The organism is Nonomuraea sp. NPDC005730 (assembly GCF_040630865.1).
Lineage (GTDB): Bacteria > Actinomycetota > Actinomycetes > Streptosporangiales > Streptosporangiaceae > Nonomuraea.
Window position 1 is genome coordinate 23724 of sequence record NZ_JBEXYK010000040.1, and the last position, 17307, is coordinate 41030.

18 protein-coding genes are annotated in these 17307 nt (G+C 73.3%); 7 read left to right on the forward strand and 11 right to left on the reverse strand.

Annotation, left to right across the window (positions count from 1 at the left end; genetic code table 11):
* The first annotated feature begins 81 nt into the window (after window positions 1-81).
* Window positions 82-726: a TetR/AcrR family transcriptional regulator gene (locus ABZ444_RS33710; RefSeq protein ID WP_357968749.1), complete on the forward strand. Its 645-nt coding sequence runs from the start codon at window positions 82-84 to the stop codon at window positions 724-726.
* On the opposite strand, the gene ABZ444_RS33715 is transcribed toward ABZ444_RS33710, so the two are convergent.
* The 7 genes from ABZ444_RS33715 to paaA form a co-directional block, all read right to left on the reverse strand.
* On the reverse strand, window positions 714-1568 hold the full coding sequence (locus ABZ444_RS33715; protein WP_358005816.1) for a 3-hydroxyacyl-CoA dehydrogenase family protein: 855 nt from the start codon (window positions 1566-1568) through the stop codon (window positions 714-716). The two genes, ABZ444_RS33710 and ABZ444_RS33715, sit on opposite strands and share 13 nt — an antisense overlap.
* On the reverse strand, window positions 1565-2305 hold the full coding sequence (locus tag ABZ444_RS33720; protein WP_358005819.1) for an enoyl-CoA hydratase/isomerase family protein: 741 nt from the start codon (window positions 2303-2305) through the stop codon (window positions 1565-1567). The genes ABZ444_RS33715 and ABZ444_RS33720 overlap by 4 nt, the downstream gene beginning before the upstream one ends.
* 69 nt (window positions 2306-2374) lie before the next feature.
* Window positions 2375-3460: a 1,2-phenylacetyl-CoA epoxidase subunit PaaE gene (paaE, locus tag ABZ444_RS33725; RefSeq protein ID WP_352324185.1), complete on the reverse strand. Its 1086-nt coding sequence runs from the start codon at window positions 3458-3460 to the stop codon at window positions 2375-2377.
* A gap of 1 nt (window position 3461) precedes the next feature.
* Window positions 3462-4004, reverse strand: coding sequence for a 1,2-phenylacetyl-CoA epoxidase subunit PaaD (paaD, locus tag ABZ444_RS33730; RefSeq protein ID WP_358005822.1), 543 nt, complete (start codon window positions 4002-4004; stop codon window positions 3462-3464).
* Window positions 4001-4954 carry a 1,2-phenylacetyl-CoA epoxidase subunit PaaC gene (gene paaC / locus ABZ444_RS33735; RefSeq protein ID WP_358005825.1) on the reverse strand — a complete coding sequence of 318 codons (954 nt, stop codon included), beginning with the start codon at window positions 4952-4954 and terminating at the stop codon, window positions 4001-4003. The genes paaD and paaC overlap by 4 nt, the downstream gene beginning before the upstream one ends.
* Window positions 4955-4967: 13 nt before the next feature.
* Window positions 4968-5261: a 1,2-phenylacetyl-CoA epoxidase subunit PaaB gene (paaB, locus tag ABZ444_RS33740; protein ID WP_352324188.1), complete on the reverse strand. Its 294-nt coding sequence runs from the start codon at window positions 5259-5261 to the stop codon at window positions 4968-4970.
* A complete protein-coding gene (paaA, locus tag ABZ444_RS33745; RefSeq protein ID WP_358005828.1) occupies window positions 5258-6223 on the reverse strand; it encodes a 1,2-phenylacetyl-CoA epoxidase subunit PaaA in 966 nt (321 codons plus the stop codon). Before paaA ends, paaB begins: the two co-directional genes overlap by 4 nt.
* A gap of 91 nt (window positions 6224-6314) precedes the next feature.
* On the opposite strand from paaA, the gene paaZ reads away from it, so the two are divergent.
* Window positions 6315-8354: a phenylacetic acid degradation bifunctional protein PaaZ gene (gene paaZ, locus ABZ444_RS33750; protein WP_358005831.1), complete on the forward strand. Its 2040-nt coding sequence runs from the start codon at window positions 6315-6317 to the stop codon at window positions 8352-8354.
* A gap of 1 nt (window position 8355) precedes the next feature.
* Complete coding sequence (locus tag ABZ444_RS33755) at window positions 8356-9147, forward strand: enoyl-CoA hydratase-related protein (RefSeq protein WP_358005834.1); 792 nt, start codon at window positions 8356-8358, stop codon at window positions 9145-9147.
* 21 nt (window positions 9148-9168) lie between these two features.
* Here ABZ444_RS33755 and ABZ444_RS33760 read toward each other — a convergent pair whose 3' ends face one another.
* Window positions 9169-9678, reverse strand: coding sequence for an Lrp/AsnC family transcriptional regulator (locus ABZ444_RS33760; RefSeq protein WP_358005837.1), 510 nt, complete (start codon window positions 9676-9678; stop codon window positions 9169-9171).
* Between the two features lie 126 nt (window positions 9679-9804).
* On the opposite strand from ABZ444_RS33760, the gene pdhA reads away from it, so the two are divergent.
* From pdhA to ABZ444_RS33780, 4 genes are all read left to right on the forward strand, one after another.
* Window positions 9805-10905, forward strand: a complete 1101-nt coding sequence (gene pdhA / locus ABZ444_RS33765) for a pyruvate dehydrogenase (acetyl-transferring) E1 component subunit alpha (protein WP_358005840.1) — start codon at window positions 9805-9807, stop codon at window positions 10903-10905.
* A 1-nt stretch (window position 10906) separates the two neighbouring features.
* Complete coding sequence (locus tag ABZ444_RS33770) at window positions 10907-11932, forward strand: alpha-ketoacid dehydrogenase subunit beta (RefSeq protein ID WP_358005843.1); 1026 nt, start codon at window positions 10907-10909, stop codon at window positions 11930-11932.
* On the forward strand, window positions 11929-13344 hold the full coding sequence (locus ABZ444_RS33775; RefSeq protein ID WP_358005850.1) for a dihydrolipoamide acetyltransferase family protein: 1416 nt from the start codon (window positions 11929-11931) through the stop codon (window positions 13342-13344). Before ABZ444_RS33770 ends, ABZ444_RS33775 begins: the two co-directional genes overlap by 4 nt.
* A 1018-nt stretch (window positions 13345-14362) precedes the next feature.
* Complete coding sequence (locus tag ABZ444_RS33780) at window positions 14363-14704, forward strand: MazG-like family protein (RefSeq protein WP_358005853.1); 342 nt, start codon at window positions 14363-14365, stop codon at window positions 14702-14704.
* 296 nt (window positions 14705-15000) lie between these two features.
* Here ABZ444_RS33780 and ABZ444_RS33785 read toward each other — a convergent pair whose 3' ends face one another.
* From ABZ444_RS33785 to ABZ444_RS33795, 3 genes are all read right to left on the reverse strand, one after another.
* A complete protein-coding gene (locus ABZ444_RS33785) occupies window positions 15001-15378 on the reverse strand; it encodes a GYD domain-containing protein (protein WP_358005856.1) in 378 nt (125 codons plus the stop codon).
* Between the two features lie 239 nt (window positions 15379-15617).
* Complete coding sequence (locus tag ABZ444_RS33790) at window positions 15618-16205, reverse strand: hypothetical protein (protein WP_358005859.1); 588 nt, start codon at window positions 16203-16205, stop codon at window positions 15618-15620.
* 231 nt (window positions 16206-16436) lie between these two features.
* Window positions 16437-16964: a hypothetical protein gene (locus ABZ444_RS33795; protein WP_358005862.1), complete on the reverse strand. Its 528-nt coding sequence runs from the start codon at window positions 16962-16964 to the stop codon at window positions 16437-16439.
* Between the last annotated feature and the right edge of the window lie 343 nt (window positions 16965-17307).

Consider the following 17307-nt stretch of genomic DNA (forward strand, 5'->3'; position numbering starts at 1 on the left):
GTACCCCGCGGGCGTCGCGGCGTCCCGGGGGTGTGACCGCCTCGGGGGAGAGGTCTGATCTGCCGTGAGATGCTGGCTTTCGTGACGACGACCGAGCCCGCCGGGCCCGCCCCGCGCCGGGGGCGCGGCCGACCCGGCTACGACCAGGCCGCGATCCTGCGCGCCGCGGTGGAGCTGTTCAACCGCAGGGGTTACGACGCCACCAGCATGGGAGACCTGGCCAAGGAGCTCGGCCTGACCAAACCGGCCATCTACCACCACGTCACGAGCAAGGAACAGCTGCTCGGCCAGGCCCTCGACGACGCCCTCGACGAGCTCACCGCCGCCGTGACCGCCGCCACCCGCGACGCCGCCGGCCGCACGGCCTACGAACGCCTGCGCGAGGTCGTGCGGCGCAGCGTCGAGGTGCTGGTCGCCCACCAGCCGAGCGTCACGCTCCTGCTGCGGGTGCGCGGCAACAGCCCCGTCGAGCTGGCCGCCCTGGAACGCCGCCGCTGGCTCGACGACCGCCTGGCCGTGCTGGTCGCCGACGCCGTCGCCGAGGGCGCGCTGCGCGACGACGTGCCGCCCGCGCTGGTCAGCCGGCTGCTGTTCGGCATGGTCAACTCGCTGGTGGAGTGGTACCGCCCGGACGGCGCCTACGACCGGGCGATGGTCGCCGACGCCGTCACCGCGATCGCCTTCGACGGCCTGGCCGGGCACACGCCCGGGGCTCACCAGGTGTAGAAGCCCTGGCCCGTCTTGCGGCCGAGATGCCCGGCGGCCACCAGGTCGCGCAGGATCCGCGGCGGCTCGAACCGGGGGCCGAGCTCGCGGGCCAGGTGCTCGGCGATCGCCAGCCGCACGTCCAGGCCCACCACGTCGGTGGTGCGCAGCGGGCCCGTCGGATGGCGGTAGCCGAGGGTCATGGCCGTGTCGATGTCGGCCGCGCTCGCCACGCCCTCCTCCAGCATGCGCATCGCCTCCAGGGCCAGGCAGACGCCGAGCCGGCTGCTGGCGAAGCCCGGCGAGTCGGCCACCGTGACCGGCGTCCTGCCGAGCGCCCGCGTCCACTCCTGGGCCCGCTCGACCAGCTCGGGGTCCGTCCGCGGGCCGACGACGACCTCGATGAGGTCGCTGACCGGGACGGGGTTGAAGAAGTGCAGCCCGATGAAGCGCTCCGGCGCGGCCAGGCCGGCCGCGAGCCCGCCGATCGACAGGCTGCTGGTGTTCGTGGCCAGCACCGCGCCCGGCGCCTGCCGCTCGACCAGGGCGAACACCTGGGCCTTGAGCGCCGCGTCCTCCGGCACCGCCTCCACGACCAGCTCGCACGGGGCCAGCTCGGCGGGGTCGGCCGTCGTGCGCAGCCGGGCCAGGACGTCCTGGAGCGGGCTGCCCAGCCTGCCCTTCTCCGCGGCCTTGGCCAGGCTGCCGGTCACCCGTTCCAGGGCCTGGGCGGCGGCCCGCGGGTCGCTCTCCACGACGACGACCCGGCTGCCGGCGGCGAGGAAGGCGTGCGCGATGCCCGATCCCATCCGCCCGCCGCCGAAGACGCCGACGATCCGTGGCAGGGGCGACGGGAAGGTCATGAGCGTCGCTCCTTGCGCCGGTCGAGGAACGCCGTCATGCGCGCGTGCTTCTCCTCGGTCTCGAACAGGACCGCCTGGGCCAGGTCGTCCACGAACGGGTGCGCGGCGCGCGGGGCGTGGAAGACGGCCTTGGTCAGCCGGGTGGCCAGCGGCGCCCGCGCCGCGATGCGGTCGGCGAGCCGGTGACCGGCGGCGAGCAGGTCCTCCGGCTCCACGACGTCGTTGAGCAGGTGGACCGCCCGCGCCTCCTCGGCCGTCAGCACCCGGCCCGCGAGCAGGATCTCCTTGGCCAGCGGCTCCCCGACCAGCTCGGCCAGCCGCCAGGCGGCCCCCGCGGCGGCCAGGATGCCGAGGTCGGTCTCCGGGTTGCCGATCCGGGTGCGCGGCGTGCCGATCCGGAAGTCGCAGGCGTAGGCCAGCTCGGCCCCGCCGCCCAGGGCGTAACCGTCCACGAGGGCCACGGTCGGCATCGGCAGCCGGTGGATCCGGTCGAAGATCCTGGAGTTGATGCCCCGCAGCGCGTCGCCCCGGTCCCGGTCGCGGAGCTGGGCGATGTCCGCCCCGGCGGCGAAGGTCGTGCCCTCGCCGGTGAGCAGCACGACGCGCGGCACCTCCTCGACGGCCGCGCACGCCTCGTGCAGCGCGGCGACCAGCTCCCGGTCGATCGCGTTGCGCACCTGCGGCCGGTTGAGCCGCCACACCACCCGGTCGGCGCCCTCCTCGACGATGAGGGTCATGGGCGCTCCGACTGGGGAGCCGCCTGGGGAGCGCGGGCTTCGGTCACGGAAAACTCCTCTGCGTAGGGATCAGGCGTCGTAGTCCACGGTGACACGGTCGCCGGCCGGGAACGTCTGGCAGGTGAGCACGAAACCGGCGTCCACCTCGGCCGGTTCGAGCGCGTAGTTGCGGCGCATGTCCGCCGCGCCCTCGCGGACCACCGCCCGGCACGTGCCGCAGACCCCGCCCCGGCAGGCGAACGGCAGGTCCGAGCGGGTCTGCTGGGCGCCGTCGAGCAGGGTCGACTCGCGCGAGACGGTGGCGGTCGTGCGCCTTCCGTCGAGCACCGTCGTCAGCACGGTCGTCGCGCCCGCCGGCACGCCCTCGGGCCGCCTCGGCCGCGGCGGGGGAGCGTCGACGTAGAAGAGCTCGACGTGCACCTTCGCGGCCGGGACGCCGAGCTCGGCCAGCACCCGGCGGGCGTCCTCGACCATGCGCAGCGGCCCGCACAACCAGACGTGGTCGAACGTCTCGATCGGCACCAGCTCGGTGAACAGCCGCCGCAGCCGGTCGCCGTCCAGCCGTCCGGAGAACAGCTCGACGTCGCGCGGCTCCCGGGAGAGCACGTGGACGAGCTGGAAGCGGGGGCCGTACCGGTTCTTCAGGTCGCCGAGCTCCTCGGCGAACATCACGGTGCGGCTGCTGCGGTTGCCGTACAGGAGCGACACCCGCGCGCCGGGATGGGTGAGCACCGTCGAGGCGACCGACATCATCGGGGTGATGCCCGACCCGGCGGCCACGCACAGGTGCCGCTCGCCCGGGGCGGGGTCGGCCTGCCAGGAGCCGGTCGGGGTCTGCACCTCGATCCGCGTCCCCGGCCGCACCTCGCGGACGAGCCAGGAGGAGAAGAGGCCGTCCGGGATCTCCCGGACGCCGATGCGCGGCGCGTCCCCGGCCGGGGCGCAGATCGAGTACGACCGCCGCTCCTCCCGCCCGTCCACGAAGCGGCGCAGGGTGAGCGACTGGCCCGCGCGGAAGGCGTACGCCTCGCGCAGCTCGCCGGGCACGGCGAAGGTGATCGCGGCGGCGTCCTCGCACAGGTGGTCGACCGCCGCCACGGTCAGCTCGTGGAAGGCGGCGTGCGCCCGGGCCGGCGCGGGCGCGAGCGTGGTCATCTCATATCTCCTTGACATGCTCGAACGGTTCCAGGCAGTCGGCGCAGGCGTAGAGGGCCTTGCAGGCGGTGGCGCCGAACTCGGAGGTCAGCCGGGTGGCCCGGGAGCCGCAGCGCGGGCAGGCCGGGGCGGGCCTGGCCGGGCCGAGCGTCAGCGGCACCGGCCCGGACGTCCGCCGGGCCGGTCCGGGCGCCGACAGCCCGGCGGCCCGCAGGGCGGCCCGGCCGCGCTCGGAGATCCAGTCGCTCGACCACGGCGGGTCGAGCACGACCCGCACCTCGACGCGCGGGAAACCCGCCTCCCGCAGCCGGTGGACGAGGTCGTCGCGCATGGTCGCCATGGCCGGGCAGCCGGTGTACGTCGGGGTGATCGAGGCGACCACGACCTCGCCGTCCGGCCCCGGCCGCAGCTCGACGCCGCGCAGCACGCCGAGGTCGGCGAGGGTGAGCATCGGCATCTCCGGGTCCCGCACCAGCTCAGCCACCCGGGCGGCGCGCCCGCGGGCGTCCCCGGGCGCGGGTCCGGCGTGCTCGGCGGCGCTCACCAGCGGCCTGCCGGGTGGGCGCGGGCGACCGACTGCATGTCGGCGAGCAGGTCGGCCAGCGCCGGGGTGTGGCCGCCGTCCCGGCCGCTGCCCTGGCCGCCGTCCGGGCCGCCGTCCCGGTCGCCGTCCCGGTCGCCGTCCGGCTCGCCGTCGCCGGCCGGACGGGGCACGCCGCTCACGGCGAACACCTGGCCGAGCACGGCCTCCACGTCGGCGCGCAGCGCGGCGGCCTCGACGGCGACGCCCGAGCGGGCGAGCGCGCGCTCGACGGGGTGCGCGGTGACCAGCTCGGCCAGCAGCGGCCACAGCTCGCCGAGCGCGGCGTCGAGCCGGCGGCGCGACTCCTCGGTGCCCTGGGCCAGGGTGAGGAACCAGCGGCCCGCCCAGTCCCGGTGGTAGGCGACCTCCTTGACGCCCTTGGCGCCGACGGCGGCCAGCACCGTGTCCGCGCTCGCCGACAGCCGCTCCAGCAGCGCCAGCCGGGCCGTCGAGAACAGCAGCAGGCGCACGACGACGTGCGCGAAGTCGCCGTTCGCGACCTCGGCCAGCCACACGTTCCTGAACTGCCCGGCGTCGCGGAAGAACGCCAGCGCGTCCTCCGGCGGCACCGGCGAGCCCTCGGGCAGCGCGGGCACCACACCAGGGTCGGCCGCGGCCGCCCGCGCCAGCAGCAGGCGCGCCTGCCCGAGCAGGTCGAGGGCCACGTTGGCGAGCGCGATGTCCTCCTCCAGGTCGGGGGCGCGGCTGCACCACTCCGCGAGCCGCTGCGACATGACCAGCGCGTCGTCGCCGAGCATGAGGCAGTACGCGGCCAGCTCGGCGTGGCCGACCCCCTCGGGCACGGTGGTGTCCACGCCCGCCAGCGGGTCCTCGAAGTCCGTGCCGAACGCCCACTGCGCGGAGTCCCCGCCGGTCAGGCCGTCGAAGATGCTCTCGTGGTCATCGCTCACGCTGGACCCCCTCTCACATGTGCGGGACGTCGCCCGGGATGTCGTAGAACGTCGGGTGCCGGTAGACCTTGTCGCCGCTCGGCGCGAACAGCGGGTCCTTCTCGTCGGGGCTGGAGGCCGTGATGGCGTCGGAGCGCACGACCCAGATGCTCACGCCCTCGTTGCGGCGGGTGTAGACGTCGCGGGCGTGCCGCAGGGCCATCGCGTCGTCAGGGGCGTGCAGCGACCCGACGTGCACGTGGTTGAGCCCGCGCTTGACCCGGACGAACACCTCGTACAGCGGCCATTCCCGCCGGTCGGCGCTCATCGGGCGCCCGCCCCGGCAGCCGTACGGCTCGCGAACGCCGACGCGGCCTCGCGCACCCAGGCGCCGTCCTCGTGGGCGGCGCGGCGGTGGCGCATCCGCTGGGCGTTGCACGGCCCGTCGCCGCGGATGACCGCGGCCAGCTCCGACCAGTCCGGCTGCCCGAAGTCGTGGTGCCCGCGCTCCTCGTTCCAGCGCAGGTCGGGGTCGGGCAGCGTGATGCCGAGCGCCTGGGCCTGCGGGACCGTCATGTCGACGAACTTCTGGCGCAGCTCGTCGTTGGAGTTGCGCTTGATGCCCCAGGCCATCGAGCGTTCGCTGTTGGGGGAGCGGTCGTCGGGCGGGCCGAACATCATGAGGGAGGGCCACCAGAACCGGTTGACCGAGTCCTGGACCATCTCCCGCTGGGCCTCGGTGCCGCGCATCATCGTCATCAGCAGCTCGTAGCCCTGCCGCTGGTGGAAGGACTCCTCCTTGCAGATGCGGATCATGGCGCGGCCGTAGGGACCGTAGGAGGTGCGGCACAGCGGCACCTGGTTGCAGATCGCGGCGCCGTCCACGAGCCAGCCGATGGTGCCGACGTCGGCGTAGGACAGCGTCGGATAGTTGAAGATCGAGGAGTATTTCTGCTTCCCGGTCAGAAGGAGTTCGGTCAGCTCGGCGCGGGAGACGCCCAACGTCTCGCACGCGGAGTACAAATAGAGGCCGTGCCCGGCTTCGTCCTGCACCTTGGCCAGCAGGATCGCCTTACGGCGCAGCGACGGGGCGCGCCCGATCCATTCGCCTTCCGGCTGCATGCCGATGATCTCGGAGTGCGCGTGCTGGGCGATCTGGCGGACGAGCGTCCTGCGGTACGCCTCCGGCATCCAGTCGCGGGGCTCGATCCGGTCGTGACCCGCGATGGTCGCGTCGAAGGCGGACTGCAGCCGCTCCTCCAGGTCCGGCTCCGCCGGCGTGGTGGTCATCGTCCCTCCGAGACATCGGTCTTATTTACTTATCGCTCGGTCAGTAATACGGTTGCATGAGTCGGGGCTTCCGCGCAAGAGAGGAGACAGCGTGAGCGCGCTGCTGGAGAGCTACGCCGCCGGACGATGGTTCCGCGCGTCGGACGACGGGGAACCCTTGCTCGACGCCGCGACGGGCGAGGAGGTCGCGCGGATCTCCAGCCGAGGGCTGGACGTCGCCGCCATGGTCAGGCACGCCAGGGACACCGGCGGCCCGGCGCTGCGGGCCCTGACCTTCCACGAGCGGGCCGCCCTGCTCAAGGCGCTGGCCAAGCACCTGATCGAGCGCAAGGACGCGCTGTACGCCCTGTCCACGCGCACCGGCGCCACCTCCCGCGACACCATGGTCGACGTCGACGGCGGCATCGGCACCCTGTTCAGCTACGCCGGCAAAGGCGTGCGCGAGCTGCCCAACGACACCGTCTTCCTCGACGGCGGCCTGGAGCGCCTGAGCAAGGGCGGCACCTTCGCCGGCCAGCACGTCTACACCTCGCGGCCGGGCGTCGCCGTGCAGATCAACGCCTTCAACTTCCCCGTCTGGGGCATGCTGGAGAAGCTGGCCCCCGCCTTCCTCGCCGGGCTGCCCTCGATCGTCAAGCCCGCCGCCCAGACGGCCTACCTCACCGAGCTGGCCGTCCGGCAGATCATCGAGTCCGGCATCCTGCCGGAAGGGACGCTCCAGCTCCTGGCCGGCAGCCCCACCGGGCTGCTCGACGAGCTGACCGTCCAGGACTCCGTCGCCTTCACCGGCTCGGCCCACACCGCGGGCATCCTGCGCCGCCATCCGAACGTGCTCGACGGCGGCGTCGTCCTCGGCGTCGAGGCCGACTCGCTCAACTGCTCGATCCTCGGCCCCGACGTGCGCCCGGACGATCCGGAGTTCGACCTGTTCGTCAAGGGCGTCGTCGCCGAGATGACGGTCAAGGCGGGCCAGAAGTGCACGGCCATCCGCCGCGTGCTCGTGCCGGCGAACCTGGCGGACCAGGTGACCGAGGCCCTGGCCGCGCGCCTGTCGGCGATCACCGTCGGCGACCCGCGCAACCCCGACGTGCGCATGGGCCCGCTGGCCAGCCTGGGCCAGCGCGACGAGGTGCGAAAGGCGGTCGAGGCGCTGCGGGCCGGCGCGGAGATCGTCCACGGCGACCCGCGCGGCGCGTCCCTGCTGGAGGGCGACCCCGAGCGCGGCGCGTACATGACCCCGCTGCTGCTGCGCGCCCGCCCCGGCGCCGCCGAGCCGCACGACGTGGAGCCGTTCGGGCCGGTCGCCACCGTGCTCGCCTACGACGGCGTCGAGGAGGCGGTCGCCCTGGCCGCGCGCGGCAAGGGCAGCCTGGTCGCCTCCGTCGCCACCCACGACCCGCAGGTCGCGCGGTCCGTCGTGCTCGGTCTCGCGCCCTGGCACGGCCGGGTCCTGGTCCTCGACCGCGACGACGCCAAGGAGTCCACCGGGCACGGCTCGCCGCTGCCGGTGCTCGTCCACGGCGGCCCCGGGCGGGCCGGCGGCGGCGAGGAGCTGGGCGGGGTGCGCGGCGTCCTGCACCACATGCAGCGCACCGCCGTCCAGGGCTCGCCGGACCAGCTCACCGCGATCACCGGCCGCTGGACGACCGGCTCGGCGCGCGCCGAGTCCGGCGTCCACCCCTTCCGCAAGTCGCTGGCCGAGCTGCGGGTGGGCGACACGATCGCCTCCGCGCCGCGCACGGTCTCGCTCGCCGACATCGAGCACTTCGCCGAGTTCACCGGCGACACCTTCTACGCCCACACCGACCCCGCGGCCGCCGCCCGCAACCCGCTGTTCGGCGGCATCGTCGCGCACGGCTACCTGGTGGTGTCCCTGGCCGCCGGGCTGTTCGTGGACCCGGCGCCCGGCCCGGTGCTGGCCAACTTCGGCGTCGACGGGCTGCGCTTCCTCACCCCGGTCAAGGCCGGCGACGCCATCGCCGTCGCGCTGACCGTCAAGCAGATCACGCCGCGCAGCGGCGCCGACTACGGCGAGGTGCGCTGGGACGCCACCGTGACCAACCAGGAAGGCGTCCCGGTCGCCACGTACGACGTGCTGACCCTCGTGGCCAAGACCTGGCCGGAGGACTGACGTGGACGACACCCCGGTCCTGCTCGAACGCGACGGCGCGGTGGCCGTCGTGACGCTCAACCGTCCCGACCGGCGCAACGCGCTGGACGCCGCGCTCAAGCAGGCCCTGCGCCGGGCTCTGGAGGGAGCCGCCGCCGACGACTCGGTCAGGGCCGTGCTGCTGACCGGCGCCGGCCGCGCGTTCTGCGTCGGCCAGGACCTCGCCGAGCACGCCGAGGCCCTGCGCGCCGACCCCGGCCACGCCTTCGACACCGTCGAGGCGGACTACGCGCCGGTCGTCCGGCTCCTGGCCACGATGCCCAAACCGGTCGTCGCCGCCGTCAACGGCGCCTGCGTCGGCGCCGGGCTGGCCCTCGCGCTCGCCTGCGACCTGCGCGTCCTGGCCGAGGACGCCAAGCTCGCCACGGCGTTCACGGGCATCGGGCTCACCTGCGACTCCGGCCTGTCCGTGACGCTGACGCGGGCGGTCGGCGAGTCAAGGGCCAAGGAGCTGGTGCTGCTCGGCGAGCCGTTCGGCGCCACGCAGGCGGTCGCGTGGGGCGTGTCGGGACGGGTGGTGCCGGGGGCCGAGGTGGCCATGGCGGGACGCGAGCTCGCCGCCCGGCTGGCGGCCGGGCCGACCGCGGCCTACGCCGAGTCCAAGCGGCTCATCGCGCAGGGGTGGGAGCAGGGCCTCGGGGCGGTGCTCGCCGCCGAGGCCGGCGCACAGGCCCGGCTGGGCCTGACCGCCGACCACGCGGGCGCGGTGGAGGCGTTCCTCGCCAAGCGCAGGCCGACCTTCGGCGGGCGCTGAACGAGGACCTGGGGCGGGGGCTCAGCTGTCGTGGGCCCCCCATTCCGCGCCCCGGCCGCGGGCCTCCTCGAACACCAGCCAGGTCCGGGTGGCCCGCACCCCGGGGATGTCCTGGATGCGTTCCAGCACGACGTGCCGCAGCGCGGCGTTGTCCGGCGTCCTGACCAGCACCAGGACGTCGTAGTCGCCGCCGACCATGGCGAAGTGCTCCACGTACGGCGTCTCGCGCAGCCGTGCCGTGACCTGGCGCCAGGAGTTCTGCTCGATCGTCACCGACACGTACGCGCTGGTGCCCAGGCCCGCCCGGTGCGGCGCCAGCTCGGCGGTGAAGCCGGTGATCACGCCGTCGTCCATCAGCCGGGTGAGCCGGGCGTAGACGTTGGCGCGCGAGACGTGCACGCGTTCGGCCAGGGTGCGCATCGACATCCGGCCGTCGCGCAGCAACTCGGCGATGATCGCCCGGTCCACTCCGTCCAGGTTTGCGGCCGAACGTCCCGGCCAGCCGCCCTCGACGCCCTCGTTGGCTGACAATTGGCCCTCCATTAGTCCCATATGAAGCCGTTTGTCGCTCATCATGCCTGATGTCTTGAACGGATGGCCCGGGAAGCGGACGCTTTCCCTCACAAACGTCCAGAGAAAGTGAGCGTCGCCATGTCCGTGAGGAGGAGTCCCCAGACGGTCGACGGCCTGCTGCCCTCACCAGAGCCGGTGCGCTTCGTCGCCGAGGACGGCACCGCCGTCGAGCCGCCCGCCGGGTACACCGAGCCCGCCGGCGAGGAGCTGGTGGAGGCGTACCGGCGGATGGTCCTGGGCCGCCGCTTCGACCGCCAGGCGACCGCGCTGACCAAGCAGGGCCGGCTGGCCGTCTACCCCTCCAGCCGCGGCCAGGAGGCCTGCCAGATCGCCGGAGTCCTCGCGCTCCGCGAGGACGACTGGCTGTTCCCCACCTACCGCGACTCGGTCGCGCTCGTCTCCCGCGGCCTCGACCCGGTCGAGGTGCTCACGCTGCTGCGCGGCGGCTGGCACTGCGGTTACGACCCCGCCGCCACGCGCGTCGCCCCCCAGTGCACGCCCCTGGCCACCCAGACGATCCACGCCGTCGGCATGGCCGAGGCCATGCGCCGCAAGGGCGAGGACGGCGTCGTCATGGCCTTCATCGGCGACGGCGGCACCAGCGAGGGCGACTTCCACGAGGCGCTCAACTACGCCGCGGTGCTGCGCGCCCCCGTCGTGTTCCTCGTCCAGAACAACAAGTACGCCATCTCGGTGCCGCTGGCCAAGCAGAGCGCGGCCCCGGCGCTGGCCTACAAGGGCATCGGCTACGGCATCCCCTCCGAGCAGGTGGACGGCAACGACCTCGTCGCCGTGCTGTCGGTCCTGACCGCCGCCGTGACGCACGCCAGGACCGGCGGCGGCCCGTTCCTCGTCGAGGCGCACACCTACCGCATGGACCCCCACACCAACGCCGACGACCCCACCCGCTACCGCGAGAGCCAGGAGGTCGAGCAGTGGGAGTCGGCCGACCCGCTGGCCCGGCTGGAGACCTACCTGCGCGGACGCGGCCTGCTCGGCGCCGAGGACGTCGCCGCCGCGCACAAGGCCGCCGAGGAGTACGCCGCGCGCCTGCGCGAGGCGATGAACGCCGACCCCGAGGCCGACCCCTTCGACCTGTTCGACCACGTCTTCGCCGAGCCGACGCCCCAGCTGCACGAGCAGCGGGCCCTGCTGGCGTCCGAGCTGACCGCGCGGGAGGACTGACATGACCGCGACGACCACGATGACCATGGCCCAGGCGTTGAACGCCGCCCTGCGGGACGCCCTGCGTGAGGACGAGCGCGTCCTCGTCTTCGGCGAGGACGTCGGCCCGCTCGGCGGCGTCTTCCGCGTCACCGACGGGCTCACCAAGGAGTTCGGCGAGGAGCGCTGCTTCGACACGCCGCTGGCCGAGGCGGGGATCGTGGGCCTGGCCGTGGGCCTGGCCATGGGCGGCTTCCGCCCGGTGATCGAGATGCAGTTCGACGCCTTCGCCTACCCGGCGTTCGAGCAGATCGCCTCGCACGTGGCCAAACTGCGCAACCGCACCCGCGGGCGGCTGTCGCTGCCGCTCGTGATCCGGATCCCGTACGCGGGCGGCATCGGCGGCGTCGAGCACCACTGCGACTCCAGCGAGGCGTACTACGCCCACACGCCGGGGCTCAAGGTCGTGACGCCCGCGACGGCCGACGACGCCTACTGGCTGCTGCGCGACGCCATCGCCGACCCCGACCCGGTGATCTTCATGGAGCCCAAGCGGCTGTACTGGTCCAAGGAGGAGACGTCCACCGCGGACCGCCGCGCCGCCGGGTTCGGCCGGGCGGCCGTCCGCCGCGAGGGCCGCGACGCGACGCTCGTCGCCTACGGGCCCAGCGTGCAGGTGGCGCTCCAGGCCGCCGAGGCCGCGGCCCAGGACGGGCTCTCGCTGGAGGTGGTCGACCTGCGAACGATCGTCCCGTTCGACGACGAGACCCTGGTGGCCTCGGTGCGCAGGACCGGGCGCTGCGTGGTGATCCAGGAGGCCCAGGGATTCGCCGGGGTGGGGGCGGAGATCGCCGCCCGCGTGCAGGAGCGGTGCTTCCACTCGCTGGCCGCGCCGGTGCTGCGCGTCACCGGGTTCGACATCCCGTACCCGCCGCCCATCCTCGAACACTCCCACCTCCCGGACGTCGACCGCGTCCTCGACGCCGTGGACCGGCTCCAGTTCGACGACCAGCCCGACCTGCTGCACCTCACCCGGGAGGCGTCATGACGGCGACCGCCGCGCGGCAGGTGTTCCGGCTGCCGGACCTCGGCGAGGGCCTGACCGAGGCCGAGATCGTCGAGTGGAAGGTGGCCGTGGGGGACACGGTGGAGATCGACCAGATCGTGCTGGAGGTGGAGACCGCGAAGGCGGCGGTGGAGGTGCCCGTGCCGTACGCGGGGACCGTGCTGCGGCTGCACGCCGAGGCGGGCGCGGTCGTGGCGGTGGGGGAGCCGCTCATCGAGGTCGGGGGCGAGGAGGACCCGGCGGCGACGCGGTACCGGGAGGAGGAACGCGCGGGCTCGGGCAACGTCCTGATCGGCTACGGCACCACCGGCACCCCGCACAAGAGCCGCCGCCGCCGTCCCACCAAGCCCGCCCCCTCCACCCCGGCCCCGGCCCCCGCCCCGGCCCCGGCATCGGGGTCCGCGCTCGCACCGGGGCACTCGTCCGCACCCGGGCACGCGTCCGGGCCTGAGTCTGCTGCTCCGTCCCCGGGCGGGCCGGAGCGCGCGCCGCGCGTGATCTCGCCGCTGGTCCGCCGGATGGCGCGCGAGCACGGCGTGGACCTCGCCGCCGTCCTCCCCACCGGACCGCACGGCGTCATCCTCCGCCGCGACGTCGAACACGCCATCGCCAACCCCGGGACCGACCCCGGCCCGACCCCTGACGCCCCGTCCGCCGACAAGACAGCGGCCCCGGCGTCCCAGGTGTCCCCGGTGTCTCCGGTGGCGGAGCGCATCCCCCTGCGGGGCCTGCGCCGTACGGTGGCCGACAAGCTGACCCGCAGCCGCACCGAGATCCCCGACGCCACCACCTGGGTGGACGTGGACGCCACCGACCTGCTCGCCATCCGCGACACCCTCCGGCGAACCAGCCCGGACCTGGGCATCGGCCTGCTGGCCCTCCTGGCCCGCGCCTGCGTGGCCGGCCTGCTCCGCTTCCCCGAGCTGAACTCCTCGGTCGACACCGAGCGGGCCGAGATCGTCCGCCACGGCCACATCAGCCTGGGCTTCGCCGCCCAGACCGAACGCGGCCTCGTCGTGCCGGTGGTCCGCGACGCGCACCTCATGACCACCGCCGGCCTGGCCGCCGAACTGACCCGCCTGACCGCACTGGCCCGCTCCGGCAGCCTGCCCCCGTCCGCGCTGACGGGAGGCACGTTCACCCTCAACAACTACGGCGTCTTCGGCGTGGACGGCTCCACCCCCATCATCAACCACCCGGAGGCGGCGCTGCTGGGGGTGGGCCGCGTCATCGACCGCCCCTGGGTGCACGGCGGCGCGGTGGTGCCCCGCAAGATCACCCAACTGTCCCTCACCTTCGACCACCGCGTCTGCGACGGCGGCGCCGCGGGCGGCTTCCTCCGCTTCGTCGCCGACTGCGTGGAGAACCCCGCCGTGCTGCTCGCCCACGTCTAGCAGCACGCTCCCCACGCCGGCGAACGTCACCCGGTGGGCCCGAGGGCGGCGACCCTCGGGCCCACCGGCCGCCGAGCCCCGGCGTCCCACCCCTGACTTCCGGCGTCTCACCCCTGACCGCCACCACGCCCCCGGCGTCTGACACCTGACCGCCACCACGCCGAGCACCGGCGTCACGACCTCGACCACCCCCATCCCCAGCACCGGCGTCCTCCGGCCGGGACCTGTGTCGAAGTCTGTGGTCGACGGCGTGTCGTAGCCGGACACGCAGAAGGGTCTCCCGGTGTCACGGCTCCTGGCAGGCCGTCCACAGCCTGTTCCGCCGCCGCCAGCGGGCCGCCTGTTTCAGCAGGGTCATGGCAGCCATCAAGGTGCCCCGGCTCGGGCCCGGCCGCCCGCATCGCCCGGCAGCGGCGCAGCGGCCGGTGGCCGTCCCCTGTCCTTCGACGCGGCCGATCACCGCGCCCGCTCAGCCGTCGAGTGCGGCATCAACCGGCACGAACGCCATCGCGGCATCGCCACCCGGTACGACGAACTCGCCGTTCGTCACGAAGCCGCCGTCCACGTTGCGGCTGTCAACGACCTACTCGTCCTGCTCACGCTCTGGGTGTTCCGGCGTCTCAGGTCCGGAGGCATGGGTTCGTACGCGAGTGTTCGAGCTGACCGCCAGCGCAACCGCTGCAATCATGAAGCCGATGCCGACCGGCGCCGATGAACAAGTCTCTCCCGATCATGGCGGTGATGTCAGAGGGCAGGGTCCGGGCGGGCACAGCCCAAGCGAAGACGGCACCTGGTGGGTCGGTGTGTCCTCATCCCCGCCGGAGGACCAAGGGATCGCTTACGCTCCTCTCACACTCACGACTGTGAAAGGGCGCGAATCACGCCACCGATCATTGCGTCGGGTGCTGTGGGCGCAACACCCTGAGTTCATCGAACGCTGCCCCGTCCGTGAGGCGGACGCCTGGCGTCGACCGCCTGTACGCGCACTCGCCAGACGCCGGCATGGAGGAGGAGCCCGATGCCTGATCCCACCTCGACCGACGTATGGTCCACGATCGGCGAGCTGGTGGCATGGCTGGACCGCAACAACGGCCGGGACCCTCATGAACTCACGCTGCGCGTCATGAAGATCGGCGAGGAGTTCGGTGAGGCGATCGAGGCCCGCATCGGGGAGCTCGGCCAGAACCCCCGCAAGCCCGCCTCCCACACCCGCCAAGACCTCGCTGACGAGTTGTGCGACGTGATCGTGACGGCAATGGTGGCGCTCGCCTCTGTCGTCGATGACCCGCAGGCTGAGTTCGAGGCGAAGCTGAGGAAGATCGCCGACCGCGTCTCAGCGTTGGAGGCCAAGCGCGCCTGACCTTCCCGGGAAGCCGTCAAGTCGGCGCTCGCCGCGCACCACGCGGGTGAGGACCGCGGACCGCTCCGCACCGCCGCGTCGTTCGAGGAGGCCCGTAGCCGCCTGAGGGGGGCGGGACCTCCGTGCCGCCGTACCCGAAGGAGCGGAGCGCGGCTGACTTCGCCACCCTGCGAGCCGAGGCGTGGGCCTGCATCGCCCGCAGTGTCGGGATCAGCCGCCCCATCCGAGGTGGCAGGGGATCGCCTGAACTTCCCGACGATCCCGTACAAGCCGCCGAGCTCACCTGCGCCTGGCTGTCACGCGCCAGGAGCCCGATAAGCCACCTCCATCCGCGTGGCTTCGTCGACCTCCTCCGCCGTCAGCAGGGCGACCGTCGTCGTCCGCACCGCCCCGGACGCCGACACTGCCATCCCCAACGCGGCCGACGCCGCGTTGCTCGGCAAGTCGACGATCACGAACGTGTCCGTCTCGCCGAACGCGAAGTACATCTGCTCGACCCGCCCGCCAAGGCTTTCCACCAGGCGATCCACCGCTTGCCGGCGTCCGGTGCCACCGTCTCGCAGCACCCCGCGGAGGCCGTCTGTGGTGTACGTGGACTGAATCAGATATTTGGGCATGGTCGAGTTCCTCTTCTCGTGCCGCCGCCCCGGTGCGAGGTGGCTGTCGCGGGTCACGAGGTCGGACTTCTCGGCCCCGGATGAAGGTAATCCCACTGGTTGTGCTGGGTTCTCCCCTACGGGCCCCGACGTCGTCCGGCCAGGACGTGACCAGTGGATGACATGGCAGTCCGCCTGATGCCCGTCCTGGCAAGGGAGGCGAACTGGCGCTGGAACGTCACGACCCCGCAAGCCTGAGGTCTACCCTCTGCTGAGCAGCGACGCAGACAGCCGGAGCTGCAGTGCGTCCCGGCGAGCTAGGCCGAGACCGTCAGCACCACGATCGCCACCCCGAGGGGCAGGTCGAGTGCGGCGCAGAACTCGGCCATCGACCGGGCCACCACCTTGTTCCTGCGCCAGAGGACCACGTCCAGGGCGGCATGCCCGACCAGGGCCGCGGCGACCAGGTAGCCCCCGACCGCGGGCGACAAGGACAGCGCGGCCACCGACACCGCCCCGAAGACCAGCATCGCGGGAACCTGCGCGGCGTCGAGCGTCGGCCTGCGCGACAACCCGCCCGCCAGGCCGACGACGGCGACGCACACCGCACCCCCGACCAGTCCCGGCCACGGCTCCAGCCCGAGCAGCCGCAGCACCGTCACCACGGACGCCCCGAACAACGGCCAGACCACCCCTGGCCTGCCGGTCACCGCCGTGGCGAGGTAGATGAGCGCGGCCAGGAACACCACAAGGGCCGCGTCCCGCCCGTCCTCCAGCCCCAGGACGTTGAAGACCATGAAAGCCAGGCCCAGCCACGTGGGCCAGCGACGTGCGACGGCCATGAGCACGCGGCCGGTGGGGGAGCGCCCCTGCGAGCCGCCTTGCGCGGACGACATCTCAACCATGCCCCGACTCTCCCGCGCCACCCCCGCCGGTCTTCAGCCCGAACACCCCGAACGTCCAGAATCCTGCGATCCCGGTCCACCCACCCCACGCTCACCCCGGCGACCGCCACCACTTGCACCTGGCCGGATGATGGCGCGGTCCCGCGCCCACAAGGCAGAGGTCTGACCGGGCCGCCCGGTGAGCTGCTCGACCACTGACGACGGACGCCGGTGAGGAGACCCCGTCCGACGTCAGGCCGGCCCGACCGACCGCAGCCATACCGCCGCCGAGTACGGGCTGGTGAAGCGGAGCACGCGTAGGGGCCCGAAACGTGGATCACGGGTGCGCCGCCGGATCTCCGCCTGTCGCGCCGCGTGCTGCGACCAGGCCCACCACGCCGGATGATCACTCTGGAACCATCCGGCGACCGTCTCCCGGTTGCCGTTGAAGACGGGTTCGCGCAGAACCGTCCTGCGCAGCGAACGCCGCAGGACCCGCGGCATGACCACCCGGCGCGGATAGTCCAGCCAGACAATGGTGTCGGCGCGTTCCCACAGCAGGTCGCGCACCTCCGGGTAGCCGAAGGAGTCGAAGATCCAGGCCGAGGTCGCGGCGATCGCGGCGACCCGCTCCGGGAACGCCTCGTCCACGGCCCAACCGGGCCCGGCGAAGTACAGGCCGTCCATCTCGTGACAGGGCACGGCAATCCGGCTGCTCAATGCGCGCGCGAGCGTCGACTTGCCCGCCCCGCTGATGCCCGCCACCAGAATCCGCCGCATCCCGGCAGGCTAGCGCAGCCGTACCCGCCGCTCCGCCCGGCCTGCCCCCGGGCAAGCCCGCAGGCCAACAGGCGATTCGGTAACAAGCCGACGCCCCTCGTCCTCTGTCGAGCAACCAACCCGGAGCCCTTCAAACAGGACAGACCCCGTGCCGCCGCCCCCACCAAGCGTCCTGACCGGACAGATTCCTCGGCGGACAGGTGACGAGGCAGCCTTCACGAGCAGTAACAGGGGCTTCAGATCATGCGTGACGCAGGCTGGACCACGGAGCATGCGTGACACCGGCCAGACCACGTCGTGCGTGACACCGGCCAGACCACGGTCTGACAACCCGTGGTAGGAC